This window comes from Prauserella muralis (genome assembly GCF_003202285.1).
GTDB classification, from domain to species: domain Bacteria; phylum Actinomycetota; class Actinomycetes; order Mycobacteriales; family Pseudonocardiaceae; genus Prauserella_B; species Prauserella_B muralis.
The window spans coordinates 205,234-225,368 of the sequence record NZ_MASW01000007.1 but is presented as its reverse complement, the minus strand read 5'-3'; the positions used below and the strand labels follow the sequence as shown (position 1 = coordinate 225,368).

The following is a 20,135-nucleotide window of genomic DNA, read 5'->3' as shown; positions in this document are numbered from 1 at the left end:
GACCGCCCTGACCACGGGAGATATGTGAGAATGGGACCACTGTCCGGTATCCGAGTACTCGAACTCGGCGGAATCGGCCCGGCGCCGCACGCCGCGATGCTCCTCGGCGATCTGGGTGCCGACGTCGTTCGCGTGCAACGCAAGGCCGGCTTCAGTATCGTGGATCCCGGGATCGACCATTCGCTGCGCAGCCGTCGCTCGGTGCCGCTGGACTTCAAGGACTCCGCCGACCGTGAACTCGCGCTCGCTCTCGTCGCCGAGGCCGATGTCATCGTGGAGGGGTTCCGCCCCGGGGTCGCGGAACGACTGGGGTTGGGACCGGACGTCTGCCTCGCCCGCAACCCGCGGCTGGTCTACGGCCGGGTCACCGGATGGGGCCGCGAAGGGCCGCTCGCGGACGAGGCCGGCCATGACATCAACTACCTGGGTCTCACCGGGACCTTGCACGCCTTCGGGCCGGCGGGTGGACCGCCTGTCGCACCACTGAACCTGGTCGGTGACTTCGGCGGCGGGTCGATGTTCCTCGCGCTTGGTGTCGTGTCGGCGTTGTGGGAGCGCGAACGGTCGGGCCGCGGGCAGGTCGTCGACGCCGCCATGGTGGACGGAGTCAACGTGCTCGCGCAGGCGGTGTGGGCGTGGCGGGGCATCGGGTACTGGTCCGACGACCGCGGCGCGAATCTCGTCGACGGTGCCGCGCCTTTCTACCGATGTTATGCCTGTGCCGATGGCCGCTACGTGACCGTGGGCGCCATCGAGCCCCAGTTCTACGCCGCGCTTTTGGAAGGGCTGGGGCTGGCCGGTGAGGATCTGCCAGATCAGCACGACCGCGAGGGCTGGCCGGGTCTCTCCGAACGGTTTGCGGCGATCTTCGCGACGAGGACCCGCGATGACTGGGTGACCGCGTTCGCCGGAACGGATGCGTGCGTCGGCCCAGTGCTCGACCTTTCCGAGGCGCTGCAGCATCCGCAGGCGCGGGCCCGGGAGGCTTTCGCGCGGATCGACGGAGTCGACCAGCCCGTTCCCGCGCCCCGGTTCTCCCGGACGTCGCCATCGCGCCCGCTGCCGCCGAGTACGGCGTCGGCGCGGGAGGTGCTCGCGGAATGGCGGTCTTCGAGGACACGAGAAGGGATGTTCGATGCTGCGGGTTGAGGAAGACGGTCCAGTCTTGCGTGTGTGGCTGGCGAGGGAAGGGTCGCTGAATGCGCTCGATGACGTGCTGCTGCAGGAGATCGCCGAGCTGTATGGCGGTCTGGAACGGCGGTTCGACGTCAAGGTGGTGGTGCTTGGCGGTGCCGGGAGTTCGTTCAGCGCCGGAGCGGATCTGAAGAACCCGCCAGGTCGTCCGCGCGGTGCATCGGAGCGCGAGCGCCGCTGGCACACGCAGGTAGGTCAACGAGCCTGCGCCGCCATTGCCGGCTGCGCGGCCGTGACGGTCGCCCGGCTGCACGGACATGTCTACGGTGGCGGCCTCGCGATCGCCCTCGCGTGTGACTTCCGGGTGGCCAGCGCTGACGCGCGGTTCCGGTTTCCCGAGGTGGAACTCGGCGCGCCGCTCACCTGGGGTGCGGTGCCGCGCCTCATCCACGAGATCGGCGCGGCGCGGGCACGAGAGCTGGTCATGTTGTGCGCAGAGTTCGACGCCACGAAAGCGGAAAGCACCGGGCTTGTCCATCGGGTCTGCGCTCCCGACGAGCTCGACCAGACGGTGCATGAGCTCGCCGAGTCCGCCTGCGCCAAGCCCGACTACGCGATGCAGGTGTCAAAGGACCAGTTCCGGGTCGCCGGCAGCCGTTGCGGGCTCGGCGACGACTTCGATGCCGACCTGATGGACCTCGCCGTGAGCCGGGGAGTCGTGGCCCGATGGAGCTGACAGATGTCGCTGGGCGAGCGGGGTGAGCCTGTCGGCCGCGCTTACCAGCAGGGCTTCCGACAGCTCGCCGACCGCTGGGAGATGATCTCCCCGGCATCTGCGCCACTCCTTCCCAGTAAGACCCAACGGGAACCACTCCAGGAGGTCAACGATGACCGAATTCACTCATGTTCCTGCCGTCTCAGCTCGCGCCCGGGTCAAACGGACATCGCTGATCGGCCTTGGCGCGGGCAACGCCGTGGAATGGTTCGACTGGACCGTCTACGCGACGTTCGCGTCCTTCTTCGCCGGCCAGTTCTTCCAGGCAGGTGAGCTCGCAAGCTTGCTCTCGACGCTGGCGGTGTTCGCCGTGGGGTTCGGCGCACGCCCGTTCGGCGGCTGGCTGTTCGGTTTCGTGGCCGACCGTAGGGGACGGCGTACGGCCATGGCGCTCGCGGTCGGTCTCGGTGCTGGCGGCAGCTTTCTGATCGGAGTGTCGCCGACCGCGGACCAGATCGGCATCGGCGCGGCAGTCGTCCTGGTCGTCGCGCGACTCGCGCAGGGACTTGCGCACGGTGGCGAACTGCCCTCGGCGCAGACGTATGTGACCGAGGTGGCACCGCCGCACCGTCGGGGCCTGTGGTCCAGCGTGATCTACGTCTCGGGTACGACAGGCATCCTGGCCGGCACTCTACTGGGAGCCCTGCTGTCCAGCGTACTGAGCGCGGGCGGCATGGCGGCTTTCGGCTGGCGAATACCCTTTCTGCTCGGCGGTGTGCTCGGCCTGGTCGCCTTCTTCATCCGCCGCCGGATGCCGGAAACGGAGGTGTTCGAAGCCGACACCGCCGCACAGCGTGATCCACGTGGCGAGCAGGGCGAGAAGAGCTCGATGTGGCGCACGTTCCGCGCGCACCCTGGGCCCCTGTTCCAGGTGGTTGGCCTGACATCGGGGTTCGCGGTGATCTACTACGTGTGGGCGGTCGCGGCGCCTGGTTTCGCGATCACGGCGCGCGGGGTGGAGCCCGAGGGCGCGCTGTGGGCCAGTGTCGCCGCCAACTGCCTCCTCATCATGGCTCTTCCACTGTGGGGTGCCGCATCGGACCGATTCGGACGCAAGCCGGTGTTGTTGACCGGCACAGTTCTCCTGGCGTCGCTCGTGTTCCCGCTCGACGGGATGATCCAGGGCAGCGCACTGCACCTGTTTGTGGCCCAGTCCATCGCTCTCGTGTTGATCGCCGCCATCGCGTCGGCAATTCCAGCGGTGTACGCGGAGCTGTTCCCGACCCGTGTCCGGGCGACCGGGTTCGGCGTGCCCTACGCGATCTCCGTCGCGGCGTTCGGCGGGACGGCACCATACGTGCAGACCCTCTTCGCGGAGCGTCAGGTTCCGGGAATGTTCGGCTGGTACCTCATCGCGCTCCTTGTCGTGATGGTGGCCACGATCGCCACGATACCGGAGACACGCGGCATCAGTTTGTCCGCAGTGGAGGTCGAGAACCGGCGTGAAGGGAGGCGAGCGTAGCTGCGCGATCCGCAGGATGTGTTCTGTAGCTCGGGACCGGCTCGTGGACCGGTGTGCGAGGAATGTCCCGACCATGCGGCACGGGACAGGACGAGGAGAGGAGTGCTGGATGCGCGCCGTTTTCTGCTCGGCGTTCAATGAGGCGGATCCGGTGGCCGGGCTGACGATGGGAAGCCGGCCGGAGCCGGTCGCCCGAGAGGGGTGGACGTTGGTCCGGGTTCGGGCGGCGGCGCTCAACGGGCACGACGTGTGGTCGTTGCGTGGCGTTGGGCTGACCCAGCGGGATCTGCCACGTGTGCTCGGCTCGGATGGTGCCGGGATCGATGAGGACGGCCGGGAGGTGATCATCTATCCGGTCATTCCCGCGTTGGGCGCGGACCGTAGCCGCGCGATCGACCCGTTCGGTGAGCCGTTGCTCTCGGAGCGGCACGACGGCACGTTCGCGGAGCTGGTCGCCGTGCCACGGGTGAACCTCGTGCCCATGCCCGCCGGGTGGTCGTTCGCGCAGGCTGCGTGTTTGCCGACGGCATGGTTGACCGCGTATCGGATGCTGTTCGTGCAGTCCGGGGTCGAGCCGGGCGGCACCGTGCTGGTGCAGGGCGCGACAGGAGGCGTGTCGACCGCGCTGATCGCCCTCGGCGCGGCGACGGGATACCGCATGTGGGTCACCGGGCGTACCGAGGCCAAACGAAGGACGGCGCTGCGGATCGGCGCCGACGCGGTGTTCGAGCCTGGGGCGCGGCTGCCTGAGCGAGTGGACGCGGTGATGGAGACGGTCGGTACCGCGACCTGGGAGCATTCGACGAAGTCGCTGAAGATCGGCGGCACGCTCGTGGTCGCCGGAGCCACCAGCGGGCACCTACCGCCGATGGACCTGCGTCGGCTGTTCTTTCGGCAGCTGCGTGTGGTCGGGTCCCGCATGGGCACGGTGGAGGAGCTGACGGCATTGGTGAACCTGTGCCGGCAGCGCAGTATCGAGCCGCTGATCGACTCGGTGCGCCCGCTCGGTGAGGCGAACACGGCCGTCGCGCGGTTGGTCGCCGGTGAGGTCGTCGGCAAGGCCGTGCTGGAGATCGGATGACGGCCGAGGTGAGTGCGGATGCCCGGGTCGCGCTCGTGACAGGGGCATCACGCGGGATCGGTGCCGGCATCGCGGCGGAACTGATCCGCCGGGGCCACCGTGTCGCGTGCGGATACCGGTCGGACGCCGGGTTCGCTCGGGAGTTGGCGAGCCGGACGAGCGCACCCGGCACGCACCTCCATCCCGTCCGCTTCGACCTCACCGGCGACCACGCCGGCCAGGCCGCCGTCCGTGCGGTGCTCGACCGGTGGGGCCGGCTCGACACGCTGGTGTGCAACGCCGGCTTGTGGCATGGCGGCAAGCTGGTCGATGTCGACCCCGGCGATTGGTGGCAGGTCGTCGAGGCGAACCTGAAGGGAAACGCGTCGCTGATCCGCGCGGCCTTGCCCGCGCTGGCCGAATCGGGCAAGGCCGGCATCGTGCTCGTGTCCTCCGTCGTCGGCCTGATCGGCTTCCCCGGGGACACCGCATACGCGAGCGCGAAGGCCGCGATGATCGGGTTCGCGCGGTCGCTGGCCAAGGAGGTGGCGTCGGCCGGAATCCGGGTGAACGTGCTCGCGCCCGGGTTCATCGACACCGACATGACCGCTGCCGTCCGGCCGGGCGCACGGCGGGCGATCACCGAAGCCACGCTGCTGGACCGCTTCGGCACGATCGAGGAGATCGCCCGTGCCGCCGTCTTTCTGGCGGAGGATGCCACTTACTGCACTGGAGCGGTACTGACCGCCGACGGCGGCTGGTCGATCTGATCCTGTTTGCCCAAACGTGAAGGGAGACGAGACCTGTGAGCATGGCCGAGACACCCGGGCTACCTGCCGGGGAATACCGGAAGCTTCGGGAAACCATCAGCAGCGCGATCTGGGATGAGCTCGATCCGCTGGAGGAAAGGATCGAGAACGAGGAACGTATTCCCTACGACGTGGTGCTGCCGGTGCTGCGCCGGATCGGGGCCTTCGGGTTACTCGTGCCGCGGGAGTACGGTGGGAGCGGTCTTTCGATCGCGCAGTATCTGCCCATCATCGCGGAGTTCGCGAAGATCCAAGGCGGAATTCGTGTCATTGTGCACGTTCACAACTCGTTCGCACACGCGTTGTCCGAGATCGGTGATGCCGCGCAGAAGGAGGCCCTCCTGCCCGGAGCGGCGACAGGGCAGCGGTCGCTGGCTTTCGCGCTCACCGAGCCCGAGCATGGCACCGGCGCGGACCTGGGCACGACCGCTCGCCGCGAGGCCGGTAGCTACGTCATCGACGGCGGCAAATGGCTGATCACCAATTCCGATCTTGCCTCGCACTTCCTCGTCTTCGCCAAGACCGCGCCCGCGAGCGTGTCTGCGTTGCTGGTCGAGCGCGATGCCCCGGGGCTGACCATCGAGCCGCTGCCGGAGACGATGGGATGCAAGGGCGGCGAGCACGGGCACCTGACGTTTGCCGGAGTGCGCGTGCCCGCGTCAGCGCTTGTCGGATCCGAAGGGCAAGGCCAGGACCATCTTGAGCGTGCGCTGGAGATCAGCCGGGTGTTCATCGCGGCCAGCTCGCTGGGCACGGCCGAGCGTTGCCTGGAGCTGTCGTTGCGGCATGCGCGGGAAAGAGTCACGTTCGGCAAGCCGATCGGGCACCGGCAGGCCGTTCAGCGCTACCTGGCCGAAATGGCCATCGATATCGGGGCCTTGCGAGGTATGCTCGCGGACGCGGCGGCCAAATGGGATGCGGGCAGCCGCATTCCGGTCGAGTCGTCGATGGTCAAGCAGTTCGGGCTGGAAGCCGTGGGCAGGGTCACCGATCGTGCTCTGCTCGTGCACGGCGGGATCGGCTACACGAGGCGACATCCCATCGAGCGGTTGTACCGAGACGCCCGGCTGAACTGGCTCGAGGAGGGCACGCCGACGATCCAGTACATGGTGGCGGCGCGCGGGCTGCTCGACGGCTTCTCCTTCGACGACGCGTTCGATCGCGCCGGGTCAGCCTGAGTGCGCGGTGCCCGGACACCGGTCCGGTGCCCGGGCACCACCTACCGGGCGGCCGGTTCGTCAACGCGCGTCGCCAGGCCGCACGAGCTCGCCGGGTCATCCGTCAGCCCGCTCGCCCGGCGTCCCAGGTCGCCTCGCCGAGGTCGTGGTCATGCGACGTGCAGTGGCGTACCCCCGAGGCGTTCCCGGTAGCGGAGACCAGCCGTCTCAACGGGAGCCGATGCCTGCGAGAATCACGCGATCTCGACCAGACCACGTAGCAGGGCCCCGTCTTCGAGGTCCTGGTATCCGTCGTTGACCTGTTCGAGCCGGTAGCGGCGGGTGATCAGCTCCTCGAGTAGCAGCTTCTTCTCCTGGTACAGGGCGAGAAGCGCCGGGATGTCCCTGGACGGGCTGCAGTCGCCGTACATGGTGCCCCGGATGGTCTTGCTGAGCATGGTCAGCATCGCGGTCGGAAGCACGAGCGCGGGTTCGTCGAAGGACGCCATGGCCGTGATCACGACGGTCCCGCCCTTGGAACACAGGTCTACCGCCGCGGCGCTGATCTCTGGCGTCACCACCGACGTGGCCACGATAACCTTGTCGGCGCCGGCGCCCCCGGTCAGGCGCAGCACGATCTCCCGGGCCGCGGCGGCGTCCGAAACGGCGGTCGAGGCCCCGAACGCGTGCGAGGCGTCCCGCTTGAACTCGACCGGCTCGACGACGATGACCTCGCGCGCACCAGCGGCGCGGGCGCCCTGGACCGCGTTCATACCGATTCCGCCCGCTCCGAGCACGACCACGACCTCGCCCGGCCGGACCGCTGCCGCGTTGACCGCCGAGCCCCATCCGGTCGGAACACCACAGCCTGCCAGCGCCGCGACATCGAGCGGGATGGACGCGTCGATGCGGACGACCGAGTTCTCGTGGACGACGCCGAGCTGGCTGAACGTACCGAGTTGGCACATGGCTCCGACGGGACCTGTACGCCCGGAAAGCGGCCAGCTCTCGCCAGGGAGATGTCCACGCATGGTCCCGGCGCCGGTGTCGCACAGCACCTGGCGGCCGGAGGCACACCAGCGGCACTGGCCGCAGCTCGGAATGAAGGAACAGACGACATGGTCCCCTGGCTCCACCCTGGACACCAGCGGGCCTACCGCGTCCACCACTGCCGAGCCCTCGTGACCGAGCACCAGCGGCAGCCTCCCAACGATGGTGCCGTCGGTGACATGCAGGTCGGAACGGCACAGACCCGCGTACCGGAACGAGAGCAGGACCTCCCTGCCCTGCGGAGGTGCGACGTCAAGCTCCTCGATCGACATGTCCTCGCCGACGCGGTGCAGCACTGCCGCGGTCGTCGTTCTCGTCCTCATGATGCCCTCCCTGCCGGGAACTGAATCGCCTTGGTGGTGGTGTACTCGGCTATGCCGTAGGCGCCGGACTCCCGGCCGAGACCGGACGCGCCCACCCCACCGAACGGGGCGGCGGGGTTGTGGGCCGCCCCGTTGAGGTCCACCTGTCCGGTCCGCATCCGGGCCGCGACGGCTACCGCACGCCCTTCGTCGGCCGACCAGACGGCACCGTGGAGTCCGTAGGGCACGGCGTTGGCGGCGGCGACCGCCTCCTCCTCGCCGTCGACTGGGATGATCACGAGGACTGGACCGAAGACCTCCTCCTGGGCGATCCGCGCCGTGGGATCGACTCCGGAGAACACCACCGGTGTGACGAAATGGCCCCTGTCCGGCAGCGAACCGCCGTCCGTCCTGCCGAAGGCGAGCCGTGTGCCGTCCGCGACGGCGGCGCGGACCATCCCGAGCACCCGTTCCCGCTGCGCGGAGGAGACCAGCGGGCCGAGCCTGGCCGCGGGGTCGGTGGGATCGCCCGGGGCGAAGCGGGCGGCCTGTGCGGCGGCGATGTCCACCGCTTCGTCGTGCCGGTGCCGCGGCACGATCAATCGGGTCCAGGCGCTGCAGGTTTGGCCCCCATTGAGGTAGCAGTTGGCGACGGTGACCTTGACCGCGGCCGTGAGGTCCGCGTCGTCGAGCACGACACTGGCGGACTTACCCCCGAGCTCGAGCACGACCTTGGCCGGTGTCGCAGCTGCGAGCGCTGCCACTCGTCGGCCCGCTCCGGTAGAGCCGGTAAAGGACACGACGTCGATCCCCGGATGGCCCACCAGCGCCTCGCCGACACTGGAGCCGGTGCCGTGCACCAGGTTGACGACGCCGTGCGGCACTCCCGCGGCAACGAGCAGGTCCATGAGTGCCTCGGTCGCGAGTGGTGCGACCTCGCTGGGTTTGAGGACGACCGTGCATCCCGCCGCGATCGCCGGTGCGATTTTGAGGACAGCCTGATGCAGGGGGTAATTCCAGGGGGTCACGGCTGCCACCACACCCGCCGGCTCGCGCACGACCTGCGAGTGGCCGATCCATTCCTGCGCTTCGGGCTCGTCGAGCACGGCTCTGCACGCGTCGACGTCGGCCTTCGGCAGTGCCGCCTGGATCCGCCGGGCGAGGGTGATCGGTGAGCCGACGTCCCGCGTGATCGTTTGGGCGAGTTCCTCCTCCCTGTCGCCGATCAGCGAGGACAGCGCGCCGAGCACCTTGGCGCGGTCTGCGCGCGGCGTCTGGGACCATTCCGCGAAGGCCTCGCGCGCCGCGGTGACGGCGGCGTCGACAAGCGCCGGATCCGCGCAATGCACGGTGCCGATCCGCTCCTCGGTCGCCGGGTTCTCGACCTCGATCGGTTCGTTGCCCGCGATCCGGCGCCCCCCGACGACGTTGAGACAGTCGACCTGGTCGGTCACTGGTGCACCCTCTTCCGTGCCATTCCCACTCCCTACGAGTTGGTCAGTTGGTCAGGACGGCCGCTGAACCGTCCATGAGCCCGCCGGAGGTCACAACGGCGACCTCGTGTTTGGCAGCCTGGCGATCGCCACCGCGCCCCTGGATCTGCAGGACTGCTTCGGCCAGCGTGTTCATGCCGTGCAGGTAACCCTCGCCGAGGAGTCCGCCGTGGGGGTTGATCGGCAGGCGCCCGGACCGGACCAGTTCGCCGGCACCGCCCCGGTCGCACAGCCCCAGACCTTCGAGGCTCATCAGTACGGGGCCGGTGAAGCAGTCGTAGAGGCAGGCCACGTCGACGTCTGCGGGTGTTACGCCCGCCCTGCCGAACAGGTCGTCCCGGATGAGATCGGTGAAGTTGCGGGTGTAGTCGTCGGTCAGCACGTGGTCGCCGATGTCGAGGCCTGGTCGTGGGCCCGTCCGGTAAGCCGCCGCGGCGATGCGAACCGGTGGGTGGCAGAGGTCCCGGGCGCGTTCCATGCTCGTGACGAGCAGGGCGCAGGCACCGTCGACCTCGGGGGTGCAGTCGGCGACCCGGAAGGGCTCGGCGACGTAGGAGGAGGAGAAGTAGCCATCGAGATCCAGCGGGGTGCGGCGGATCGCCCGTTCGTTGCGCACGGCGTACTCCCGGTGGGCTATGGCTACGGCCGCCAGGTCACGCTCGTCCTGTCCGGTCTCGTGCAGGTACCGGCGAGCCCACATGGCGATGTACATCAAGTAGGAGTCGTAGCCGATCGGGTAGCGGAACTGGCCGCCACGGCCGGGGAAGCGTGCCGAGCCGACCTTCGGGCCGGAACGCCCGTTGAGCGCTCGAAAGATCAGGACGTGGTTCGCGAGCCCAGCCGAGATGGAGGCCGCGGCATGCGCCAGGAGATTGCAGGGCGCCTGTCCGGCCTGGTTGAGGTCGAGGACGCATCGGAGGCCGGGCAGAGCCAGCGCGGTGGCGACTGCCTGAGCGTTCTCCGAGTCGTGCCCGATCATGTGGCTGGCGATGCCGTCGACTTCGTGGACCGGCAGTCCAGCGTCGTCGCAGGCGGCGACTGCCGCCTCGGCCGCCAGGTCGAGTACCGGGCGAGCGGACTCGCGACTGAACCGCGTGTATCCGACGCCGACTACGGCCACCTCACTCATCGAGCACCATCCTCAGCTCGGTCCAGTCGTCGTGATGGTGAAAGTCCGGACGAACGCGCGATCCGAAGTCGACGCCCTCCGGGCGCTCCAACCTGAGGGCGATCCGCGGCCCCGCGTCGAGGTCGACAGTCGCGACGACATAGGGAACGTCGGCGGCGAACTCGCTCCCGAAGGCCCGGTGGACGACGATCCACGAGTAGATCGTGCCGCGCGCGTCGACCTCCTCACGCACGTATGAGGCGCCAGCGCACCAGGGGCATCGCCCCATCGGGGGGAACCGCAGCCGCGCGCAGGCGGTGCACCGTTGCAGTTCCACGCGCTCCTGGCGCAATGCGGCCCAGAACGGAGCGCTGTCGGCGTCGATTCGCCCATCGGGGGGCCCGGCCGTCGCGGAGGCGACGGGTGTCCTGGCTGTCGTCATCGGGCATCGTCCCTTCGTCCCACCGGTGGTTTGATTCTGGCTGATACTCGCCTCGCCTGCAACGTCTTGACGTGACCGTGGTCACGTCAGTACTCTCTCTCGATCAAACGGTGGGTTGAATTTTCCGGCCTTCCCCAACGCTGAGGAGCTGCGATGACCGAGTCCGACTCGCACCGGGTACTCGTCCCAGACGGCGCATCGTCACCGTCACCGGTCATGGCGGAGGCCGACCCCGCCCGGGTCCGAGCCTTCCGGCGCACGGTCGTCGGCGCGGTGATCGGCTCCGTGGTCGAGTTCTACGAGTTCACGGCGTACGGCGTGCTGGCCACCACGATGGCTGTGGTCTTCTTCCCCGCGACGGACCCCACAGTGGCCTTGTTGTCCTCCCTGGCGGTCTTCGCGCTCGCCTTTTTCGCCCGCCCGCTCGGCGGCTTCGTCTGGGGGCCGGTGGGGGACCGGATCGGCCGCAAACGCACACTCGCTCTGACAATCCTGCTGATGTCCGCGTCCACCTTGTTGATCGGTGTGTTGCCGAGCTACGCCGCGATCGGAGTGGCCGCGCCGATCCTGCTGATCTTCCTCCGCTTCCTGCAGGGTTTCTCGTGCGGCGGTGAAGTCTCCGGAGCCGTCTCGTTCATCGCCGAACAGGCACCGGTGTCGCGCAGGGGCTTCTCCGTCGCGCTGATCACCGTCGGTGCCACTCTCGGCACGTTGCTCGGCACGATCGTGCCCGGCACCCTGCTGCTCACGCTCTCCACCGAGGCCATGACGACATGGGGCTGGCGGATTCCGTTCCTGCTCGCCCTGCCGTTGGGAGTCGTGGCGATCTACATCCGGCTCAAGCTGGAAGAGACGCCATACTTCCTCGAGCTCAAACGCCGCAGCGAAACACGTCGCAACCCCATCGCGGCAGCGTTGTCGGGACGTCGTCAGTGGCGGCTGCTCGGCCGGTGTCTGCTGATCACCTCGCTGGGTGCTGCCTCCTTCTTCATGCTCGTCGGGTACCTGCCCAGTTTCGCGGTTCGGACTCTGGGGCTGGAGGGGACCGCGGCGTTCCTGCCGGTCGTGGTCGCGATAGTCACGATGCTCGGGGCAGAGCTGCTCGCGGCCCGGTGGTCCGACAGTCTCGGTCGCCGGCGCGTGCTGGTCGGCTCGGGGTTATGGCTACTGCTGCTGTCGTGGCCCGCGTTCCTGCTCATCACCTCGGGCTCGTTCGGACCCATGGTCGTTGGGCTCGTCATCATGGGCGTTGGAGCAGGCGCCTTCACCGCGCTGATCAACCCGGCGGTCATTGAGTTGTTCTCGACGAGCGTGCGGGTCACCGGCCATGGCATCGCCTACAACGTGGGGATCGCCGTCTTCGGCGGGTCGGCGCCCTACCTGCTGACGTGGTTCGGCGATCTCACGGGCAGCGCCGTGGTCGGTGCGTTCTACATCATGGCCGTGTCACTTCTCGCCATTCCCGCCGCGCTGTCCATCCCCGAGATGGCGGGCAAGCCGCTGAAGACGGGTTGAGCCGCCTTGAGACGAGAAGGGAAGATCATGGACGTACCGAGCCTCATGCGGCAGTCCGTGCGGTTCCACGGCGACCGGACCGCGCTCGTGGCAGGCCGGCGGTCGCTGACGTTCGGCGAAGCCTGGGAGCGGGGCATTCGAGTCGCGAATGGACTGCGGGCGGCGGGGGTACGGCCCGGCGACCGGGTCGCCGCGGTCGAGGACAACACGTTGGGCTGCGCCGATCTGTTCCTGGGTGCGGCCATCGCGGGTGCGGTGCGCGTACCGCTCTATCCTCGCAGCTCTCGCGAGGCGCACGCGGTGATGATGGCGCAGACCGACACCGTTCTGGTCGTAGCCGAGCAGCCCTACGCGGAGGCTGTGAAGGGCCTGGAACGCGAGGTGCCTTCACTGCAAACCGTGCTGGTACGGGACGCGGGATGGGAGGATTGGCTGGCGGCGCAGTCCGCCGATGACCCGCTCGTCGAGGTGGCTCCGGACGACTGGTACATCATCCGGCATTCCTCGGGGACCACGGGCAGGCCCAAGGGTGTGGGGTACACCCAGCACGACTGGCTGGTGAACTGTCGCAACTGGTACTACCGGCTCCCCAACCTGAACTGGGATTCGGTTGTCGGGCACGCGGCACCGATCTCGCACGCCTCCGGTTACCTGTTCCTCCCGGCGTGGCTGTCCGGGGCGAGTAACGTCCTGTTCGGGGCCTTCTCGGCTGAGAGCACGCTTGAGCTGGTCGAGACCCACCGGGTGACTCATCTCTGCCTCCCCCCGACCATGCTCGCCGCAGTCGCCGCCGATCCCTCGGCGAGTGGCCGGGACTTCTCGGCGCTGCAGTGCCTGCTCGTCGGTGGCTCACCTATCACCGACCGGACGATCGAGGCGGGCCGTCGGGTCTTCGGGGACGTCCTGTACCAGGTGTACGGCCAGACCGAGGCGACCCCGCTGACCTTCCTGACACCGGAGGAGTGGTTCGCCACGGTTCCGGGCTCGACGCCGATGCGTTCGGCCGGGCGGGTGCTGCCCTTCTGCCGGCTGGAGATCCGCGACCCGGTCGGGGCTGTCCTCGAACCGGGCGGTGTCGGCGAGGTGTGGACCCAGGTCGAGGCCCAGATGAGCGGCTACTGGGGTGATCCGGAGCGGACGGCCGACCGCCTCGTCGACGGCTGGATCCGTACCGGAGACATCGGCCGGCTCGACGCGAACGGCTACCTGTACCTGCTCGACCGCGTGGACGACATGATCGTCTCGGGCGGATTCAACATCTGGCCCGCGGAACTGGAGACCATCATCGCCAGGCATCCGGACGTCCGAGACGTCGCTGTGTTCGGGATCCCGCACCCGAAGTGGGGGGAGACGCCGATGGCCGTCTGCGTCATCGAACCGGGCGCGACAGTGTCCGAGGAGGAGGTGATCGAACTGGTGGGCACGACACTGGGCAGGCACCAGAAGCCTGGGCGGGTCCAGCTCACCACCGAGCCGTTACCGGTCTCACCGACGGGCAAGGTTCAGCGCAGAGTGCTGCGTGAACCACATTGGGCGGGTTACGAAGGAAAGGTGGGTGGCGCGTGAGCGTCGAAACCAGCAGGATCTCGCTAGCGGGACCGCCGGTGAATGGCTTCGGCCCAAAATTCGAAGTGCCAGCAGACGCCGAGCTGGCCGTTCTGACTCTCAACCGGGCGGACGAGCTCAACCCGCTCGACCACGATACGATCCGGGCCCTGCGCGCCGCCCTCGCCGTGCTTGATGCCGAACCGCAGGTTCGAGCGATCGCCATCACCGGCGCAGGACGGGCCTTCTCCGCGGGCGGCGACATGAAGAAGTACCTCAGCATGCAGGGTGACACGGTCGGCTTCCCCGCGTTCCTCAGCGACCTGCACACACTGCTGACCGAGATCGGAGCCGCTGCCACGCCGGTGATCGCGTTGGTCAACGGCGTCGCCGTCGCCGGTGGCCTCGAACTGCTCCTCGGCTGCGACTTCGCTGTCGCCGCGGAGTCCGCTCGGATCGGCGACGCCCACCTGCCGTACGGCCAGATGGGCGGGGGCGGGTCGCTGACGTTGCTGCCGCGGGCGGTCGGCCCGGCGCGTGCGCGGGAGCTCGTGTTTTCGGGGCGGCTGCTCGCAGCGGCCGAGGCCAGGGATTGGGGGTTGGTCAGCCAGGTCGTCCCGGACGACGACCTGCAGGCCGCCGGAGCCGAGATCGCCCGCGGGATCGCCACTCGCTCGCCGCTCGCTTTGGCGCACGCGAAGAGGACGCTGAACGCGGCCTACTGGGACGGTACGGCGGTGACCGCTGGGCTGCGCCTCGAGCGCGAGACGGCCAGTCGTTACTTCATGACCAGCGCCGACGCCCACGAGGGAATCGTGGCGTTCACCGAGAAGCGGTCCCCGAAGTTCACCGGGCGATGAGTGCGGTGTACGGCGTGCCGACGGATTTGCTCGAGTGGCACGAGCGGCTGCAGGTCCCACCGGGGGTGAACCTGCGCGAGTTACTCGGGCGCCACGACAGCTACATCAACGGGGGAGGCCCAGAGGTGGCCGCCGTCGAGGAGCGTGTGCCGATCCGGGAGATCGCGGGCTGGCGACTGACCGCGGACGTGACGGTGCCGCACGGCACCGGCCCGTTTCCCTGCCTTGTCTATCTCCACGGTGGAGGGTGGGTGCTGGGCTCACCGTGGACACACCGGCGACTGGCCGCGGAGCTGGCGGCGCTCGGCCTGGTGGTCGTCTCCGTCGACTATCGGCGCGCACCCAAGCACCGCTTCCCCGCGGCAGTGGAGGATGCCGCCGCCGCGGTGGACTGGGCGTACGCCTCGGCGGCGGCGTTCGGCTGCGAGCCTGGCCGGTTTATCGTGGGGGGCGACTCCGCGGGGGCGAACCTCGCCTGTGCGGTGCTCGCGGCCTACCCGCCGTGCGCTCGCTACGTCCGGGCGGCGCTCTTGCTCTACGGTGTGTACGACTACCACCGGGCGTTGCCGAAGCTCACTGCGCTCGCCGGTGGCCCGGACGCCGAGAGCCAGCTGTATCTCGACCCCGTACAGTTCGACCTTCTGCGTGGGGACGCGCGGCTCAGCCCCGGCCACGCTGACTCGCTTCCCAGGTTCCCCCCGTGCTGGCTGACGGTCGGCGAGCACGATCCGCTCCGCGAGGAGACCGAGGATTTGGCCTCCTCCCTCCTCGCGGCCGGCGTTCCACATCGGGTGCACCTCGCGGCGGATGCCCCGCACGGCTATCTGCAGCTGCCGACCCATCCGGCGTACACCGCCGCGTGGGAGTCGGCGCGCGGCTTCCTCGCCAGCTACGTGTAGCGGATCAGCCCGCGGGATCGATGAGGCCGTCAAGGATGAGGTCGCTGAAGTCCCGGCCGATCTCCTCGGCAGTCTTGCGCCCGCCGGGGGAGAACCAGCGGTACACCGAGTTGACCATGCCGAAGATCCCAAAGGACGCGATCTTCGGGTCGACCTCGGGCCGGATCCGCCCTGAAGCCTGCGCCTCGGTGATCCATTCCTGGACCGCACGCTCATGCCGGCTCCGCTCGGCGATGATGACGGCTTGACGCTCCTCTGACAGTGACCGCCACTCGGTGTAGAACAGCGTCGACCGTTCGAGGTTGCGGGCCGCGTGCGCCGTGTCGACCGCGATCAGTTCGCGAAGCTTCTCCACCGGTGACCCCTCCGATGCCAGGATCGCCTCGAAGTGCCTGCGGGTATCGTCGTGGTACTGCTGGATGAGTTCGAACAGCAGGTCCTCTTTGCTGGAGATGTAGTAGTAGACGCTGCCTTTGAGCAGCCCCAGCGCGGCTCCGATGTCCTGCGTGGTGGTGCCGTCGTAGCCCCGCTCGAAAAACATCCGGGCCGCGGTATCGAGCACCTCCTGCCGCCGCGCGTGCTGCTTGCGGCGTTTCCTCCCGACGGCCGGACGGTCACCGGGCTCCGACGGCACTGCCGCTCCCCCTCGCGCCACGCTTGCTCCTCCCGACAGGAAGAGGATACGACGCCGCCGCGGCCGGCTTGGACCCACCCACCGGTGGCTGAATGCGCCGCCGGGTCCCGCTGCTGGTCGCGCGACATGGACGGGGGCGGACTACACCGCCGTCCGTCCCACGTCATCCTTGATGCCCCAGCGCCTCAGAAGCTCCTCCGCGCTCGGCGACGGCGCGTCCGGACAACGCAGCGAGGAACGCCCGAAGCGGGGAGCGGGCGCGGGCTGGCGGGCCCCGCCGACCTCGGGCAGCAACGTCCGCGCGACCACCTGCGGGTCGTCGGGGGCGCGGTCGACGCCGAGTACCGGAGTCACACATGCGTCCAGATCGTCGAACACGGCGATCCATTCCGCCTGCGTCCGTGTCGCGAAAACCTCGGCGAAGAGCGTCCGCAGGCGTGGCCAGCATGTGCTGTCGTGCTGGTCGGGGAGGGATGCTGGATCCAGTCCGAGCCCGGCGAGCAGGCGCCGGTAGAACCGTGGCTCGACGCTGCCCACAGCCATGTACTCGCCGTCGGCCGTGCGGTAGACGTTGTAGTAGTGCGCGCCCGTGTCGATCTCGTTGGTGCCGGGGTCGGGGTTCCAGCCTCCATTGCCGATCCGGGTCCATACCCCGCACATCAGCAGGTTCACGCCGTCGAGCATGGCGGCGTCGACGACCTGCCCGCGCCCGCTGCGGGTGCGTTCGAGAAGTGCGGCGAGCACGCCGTAGGCGAGCAGCATGCCGCCCCCGCCGAAATCCCCCACGAGGTTCAGTGGGGGCACGGGGTCCTCGCCTGCCCGGGCGATGGCGCGCAACGCCCCGCTCACCGCGAGGTAGTTGATGTCGTGCCCGGCCTGCGCGGCCCGGGGGCCGTCCTGGCCCCATCCCGTCATCCGTCCGTAGACGAGGCGGGAGTTGGCCGCAAGGCAGACGTCCGGGCCGAGGCCCAGCCGTTCCATGACGCCGGGCCGGTATCCCTCCAGCAGCACGTCGGCCCGCGAAAGGAGATCGAAAGCACGTCCCTGACCTTCCGCCGACTTGAGGTCGAGTTCGACAGTGGGACGACCACGGCTCAGGAAACCGCCGCCGCGGCGCACCGGGTCGTCGTCGGCAACGCCCGGTCGGCTTACGCACAGCACTTCGGCGCCCGCGTCGGCCAGCATGGTCGCGGCGAACGGGGCTGGCCCGAACGCCGCGAACTCCACGACCCGGATGCCGGCGAGCAGCTCGCTCACACGACACCACGCTTCCGAAGGTCGTCGATCTCGGCTGGGGAGCGGCCGAGATCCTTGGACAGCAGTTCGTCGGTGTGCTCGCCGAGTGTGGGACCGGTCCAGCGGATCGCACCCGGAGTGTCCGAAAGGCGTGGAAAGATGTTCTGCATCGGGAAGGAGCCGAGCCGTGGTTCGGTGACGTGCACGATCGACTCCCTCGCGGCGAAATGCGGATCCGCGAGCATGTCGGCCGCCGTGTAGATCCGGCCTGCGGGCACATCGTGGGTGTCGAGCAGAGACAGAACTTCCTCCGTGGTGTGTCGCGCCGACCAGGCAGCGATCAGTGCGTCGAGTTCGTCGGCCCGCGCGATGCGCTCCTCGTGCGGCGCGTAGCGCTCGCCGAGCTCGGGCTCGCCCATCAAGGTGAACAGCCTCCGGAACGGTGAGTCCGCGTTCGCGGCGATCAGCACGCCGCCGCCGTCGGCGGTCGGGTAGACATTGCTCGGCACGACGTTGGGGAGCCGGGCGCCGGTGCGGGGCCTGCGGTGCCCGGCGAGCTCCCATTCCGGTAGCAAGGACTCCATGACGGCGAGCACCGATTCGTAGATGGCGACGTCGACTATCTGGCCTCGGCCGGTCGCGGTCCGGTGGTGCAGCGCGGCGAGAGTGCCGACGCAGGCGAAGGTGCCCGCGAGCGAGTCGCCGATGGAGATCCCGCAGCGTGACGGCGGTCGGTCTGGGTCGCCGACCACGTCGCGCAGCCCGCCGACGGCCTCGCCAATCGACCCATAGCCTGGCCGGTGCGCGTCCGGCCCGGTCTGACCGAATCCGCTGACCCGCACCATGATCAGTCCGGGATTGGCGGCCGATAGCTCGTCGTAGCCCAGGCCCCAGCGTTCGAGCGTTCCCGGTTTGAAGTTCTCCAGCACGATGTCGGCTTGTGCCGCGAATTCGCGGGCGATCCGTTGCCCGTCCGCGGTGCGCAGGTCGCAGGTCACCGACTTCTTGTTGCGGGCGACGATCGGCCACCACAACGGGGTGCCGTCCTTCTGCTCGCGGCCCCATTGCCGGATAGGGTCCCCCGCGCGGGGGTCCTCCAGCTTCACGACGTCCGCGCCGTGGTCGCCGAGCAGTTGGCCGCAGAAGGGGCCTGCGAGCAGCTGCCCCATTTCCAGGACACGCAGGCCGTCCAGAGCACCGGCGGTCATCGGACCTCCTCGGGGAGAGAGCTTGCAGCGGCGGAAGGTGTGGGCGCGGCGTCACCGGTCTCGCCGGTTCGGGCGGGGGCGGTCTCCTTGCCCACGAACAGCAGGGTGACGACGCTGAGGGCGGCGAACGCGATCACCAGCATCGACACCGGCCAGGACGAGCCGCCGGAGGCGGCGACGAGGGCGACGGCGATGAGCGGGGAGATGCCGCCACTCAGCGCGCTCGCGACTTCGCGGCTGACCGTGAAGCCGCTCAGCCGCACTCGCGCGGGGAACAGTTCGGAGAAGTAGGCGCCCTGGGGGCCGATCATGGCCGCAGAGCCGACACCGACCGCGACGATCACCGCGATGGTGGCGCCCGCCGTCGTCCGGGTGTCGGTGAGCATGAAGAACGGGAAGGCGAAGGCCGCAGAGAACAGCGCGCCGAAAAGTATCACGGGTCGCCGGCCGACTCGGTCCGACAGAGCCGCAAACAGCGGCATGGTGGCGAGGGACACGATCGCGGCGAACGTGGTGGCGAGAGGGCCGACGCTGCTGCCCATCTCGAGGTTCTGTGCCAGGTAGGCGGTCACGAAGGTGAGGTAGACATAGGAGATGGCGCTCTGACCCATCTGAGTCCCGAACACCACCAGCAGCGGCCTGCGATAGTCCCGCACCGCCGTCCGCAGTGGAGCGGTCTCCACCCGCGCGGTCTGCTGAAGTTTGGCGAAGTCCGGGGTTTCGGGAAGGCGCAGGCGCAGCACGAGTGCGACGGCGACCACGACGACGCTCGCCAGGAACGGCACCCGCCAACCCCACGTCAGGAACGCCTCGGCAGGCAGGCGGGTCAGCAACGTGAACGTCGCTGAGGCCGTCACCAGCCCAAGGAACACTCCGACGGCAGGCCACGAACCCTGCAGACCCCGGCGGTGCGGTTTCGCGTGTTCGACCGCGAGCACGGCCGCACCACCGAACTCGGCGCCCGCCCCGAAGCCCTGCACCAGCCGAAGCGCGATCAGCAGGATCGGTGCCCACAGCCCCGCCGTCTCGTAACTGGGGATCAGGCCCATTGCCGCGGTGGCGCCGCCCATCAGCAGCAGTGTGAGGACGAGGACGCGCCGTCGCCCGACCCGGTCGCCGAGAGCGCCGAAGAACGCGGCGCCGAGCGGGCGGGCCAGGAAGCCGACCGCGTAGGTGCCGAAAGCGGCCAGGGTACCCACGACCGGGTCGCCGGTCGGGAAGATGATCTTGTTGAACACCAGCGCGGCAGCCGTGCCGTAGAGCGTGAAGTCGTACCACTCGAGCGCGGAGCCGAGCAGGGCAGCGCTCGATGCCGAACGGCTGCGCTGGCCGGGAACAGATGGTGGTTTACTCATCGTTGAGAACCTCTCCGTGAGGCGCCCGCGGTGGAGCGGGTCCAGGACTGCAGCGATACTCGCCGACGGGCCGTGGCTCTGGAAACGTCGA

Annotated in this window: 18 protein-coding genes; 10 read left to right on the top strand and 8 right to left on the bottom strand. The window is 69.0% G+C overall.

Annotated elements, in window-relative coordinates:
• The first annotated feature begins 30 nt into the window (after positions 1-30).
• The 6 genes from BAY60_RS30600 to BAY60_RS30575 all read left to right on the top strand — a co-directional run bounded on the left by BAY60_RS30600 (position 31) and on the right by BAY60_RS30575 (position 6,418).
• Positions 31-1,149 (top strand): CaiB/BaiF CoA transferase family protein, encoded by a 1,119-nt coding sequence (locus BAY60_RS30600; protein WP_112284889.1) that lies wholly within the window; start codon positions 31-33, stop codon positions 1,147-1,149.
• Positions 1,136-1,870, top strand: a complete 735-nt coding sequence (locus tag BAY60_RS30595) for an enoyl-CoA hydratase/isomerase family protein (protein WP_112284888.1) — start codon at positions 1,136-1,138, stop codon at positions 1,868-1,870. The genes BAY60_RS30600 and BAY60_RS30595 overlap by 14 nt, the downstream gene beginning before the upstream one ends.
• Before the next feature lie 151 nt (positions 1,871-2,021).
• A complete protein-coding gene (locus tag BAY60_RS30590; RefSeq protein ID WP_112284887.1) occupies positions 2,022-3,371 on the top strand; it encodes an MFS transporter in 1,350 nt (449 codons plus the stop codon).
• A 109-nt stretch (positions 3,372-3,480) separates the two neighbouring features.
• The gene (locus BAY60_RS30585; RefSeq protein WP_112284886.1) at positions 3,481-4,452 is read left to right on the top strand and encodes a zinc-binding dehydrogenase; all 972 of its coding nucleotides are present in this window, start codon (positions 3,481-3,483) and stop codon (positions 4,450-4,452) included.
• A complete protein-coding gene (locus BAY60_RS30580; protein WP_112284885.1) occupies positions 4,449-5,201 on the top strand; it encodes an SDR family NAD(P)-dependent oxidoreductase in 753 nt (250 codons plus the stop codon). Before BAY60_RS30585 ends, BAY60_RS30580 begins: the two co-directional genes overlap by 4 nt.
• Positions 5,202-5,242: 41 nt before the next feature.
• A complete protein-coding gene (locus tag BAY60_RS30575; protein WP_112284884.1) occupies positions 5,243-6,418 on the top strand; it encodes an acyl-CoA dehydrogenase family protein in 1,176 nt (391 codons plus the stop codon).
• Between the two features lie 233 nt (positions 6,419-6,651).
• Here BAY60_RS30575 and BAY60_RS30570 read toward each other — a convergent pair whose 3' ends face one another.
• From BAY60_RS30570 to BAY60_RS30555, 4 genes are read right to left on the bottom strand one after another with little or no spacing between them, the layout of a single operon-like run.
• A complete protein-coding gene (locus BAY60_RS30570) occupies positions 6,652-7,770 on the bottom strand; it encodes a Zn-dependent alcohol dehydrogenase (protein WP_112284883.1) in 1,119 nt (372 codons plus the stop codon).
• Positions 7,767-9,203 (bottom strand): aldehyde dehydrogenase family protein, encoded by a 1,437-nt coding sequence (locus tag BAY60_RS30565; RefSeq protein WP_112284882.1) that lies wholly within the window; start codon positions 9,201-9,203, stop codon positions 7,767-7,769. Before BAY60_RS30565 ends, BAY60_RS30570 begins: the two co-directional genes overlap by 4 nt.
• Positions 9,204-9,246: 43 nt before the next feature.
• On the bottom strand, positions 9,247-10,371 hold the full coding sequence (locus BAY60_RS30560; RefSeq protein WP_112284881.1) for a thiolase C-terminal domain-containing protein: 1,125 nt from the start codon (positions 10,369-10,371) through the stop codon (positions 9,247-9,249).
• Positions 10,364-10,792 carry a Zn-ribbon domain-containing OB-fold protein gene (locus tag BAY60_RS30555; RefSeq protein WP_112284880.1) on the bottom strand — a complete coding sequence of 143 codons (429 nt, stop codon included), beginning with the start codon at positions 10,790-10,792 and terminating at the stop codon, positions 10,364-10,366. Before BAY60_RS30555 ends, BAY60_RS30560 begins: the two co-directional genes overlap by 8 nt.
• 153 nt (positions 10,793-10,945) lie before the next feature.
• Between BAY60_RS30555 and BAY60_RS30550 the strand changes: the two genes are divergently transcribed.
• The 4 genes from BAY60_RS30550 to BAY60_RS30535 all read left to right on the top strand — a co-directional run bounded on the left by BAY60_RS30550 (position 10,946) and on the right by BAY60_RS30535 (position 15,611).
• On the top strand, positions 10,946-12,307 hold the full coding sequence (locus BAY60_RS30550) for an MFS transporter (RefSeq protein WP_112284879.1): 1,362 nt from the start codon (positions 10,946-10,948) through the stop codon (positions 12,305-12,307).
• A gap of 27 nt (positions 12,308-12,334) precedes the next feature.
• Entirely contained in the window at positions 12,335-13,873 is a 1,539-nt protein-coding gene (locus BAY60_RS30545; RefSeq protein WP_112284878.1) for a class I adenylate-forming enzyme family protein, read from the top strand.
• A 65-nt stretch (positions 13,874-13,938) separates the two neighbouring features.
• Complete coding sequence (locus tag BAY60_RS30540) at positions 13,939-14,712, top strand: enoyl-CoA hydratase/isomerase family protein (protein WP_170160623.1); 774 nt, start codon at positions 13,939-13,941, stop codon at positions 14,710-14,712.
• A gap of 14 nt (positions 14,713-14,726) precedes the next feature.
• Positions 14,727-15,611 carry an alpha/beta hydrolase gene (locus tag BAY60_RS30535; protein WP_170160622.1) on the top strand — a complete coding sequence of 295 codons (885 nt, stop codon included), beginning with the start codon at positions 14,727-14,729 and terminating at the stop codon, positions 15,609-15,611.
• A gap of 4 nt (positions 15,612-15,615) precedes the next feature.
• Here the strand turns inward: BAY60_RS30535 and BAY60_RS30530 are convergent, their stop codons facing one another.
• The 4 genes from BAY60_RS30530 to BAY60_RS30515 all read right to left on the bottom strand — a co-directional run bounded on the left by BAY60_RS30530 (position 15,616) and on the right by BAY60_RS30515 (position 20,044).
• On the bottom strand, positions 15,616-16,266 hold the full coding sequence (locus tag BAY60_RS30530; protein WP_146771114.1) for a TetR/AcrR family transcriptional regulator: 651 nt from the start codon (positions 16,264-16,266) through the stop codon (positions 15,616-15,618).
• A 120-nt stretch (positions 16,267-16,386) separates the two neighbouring features.
• Complete coding sequence (locus BAY60_RS30525) at positions 16,387-17,502, bottom strand: CaiB/BaiF CoA transferase family protein (RefSeq protein WP_112284874.1); 1,116 nt, start codon at positions 17,500-17,502, stop codon at positions 16,387-16,389.
• Positions 17,499-18,689, bottom strand: a complete 1,191-nt coding sequence (locus BAY60_RS30520) for a CaiB/BaiF CoA transferase family protein (RefSeq protein ID WP_112284873.1) — start codon at positions 18,687-18,689, stop codon at positions 17,499-17,501. The genes BAY60_RS30525 and BAY60_RS30520 overlap by 4 nt, the downstream gene beginning before the upstream one ends.
• Positions 18,686-20,044, bottom strand: coding sequence for an MFS transporter (locus BAY60_RS30515; RefSeq protein ID WP_112284872.1), 1,359 nt, complete (start codon positions 20,042-20,044; stop codon positions 18,686-18,688). The genes BAY60_RS30520 and BAY60_RS30515 overlap by 4 nt, the downstream gene beginning before the upstream one ends.
• Between the last annotated feature and the right edge of the window lie 91 nt (positions 20,045-20,135).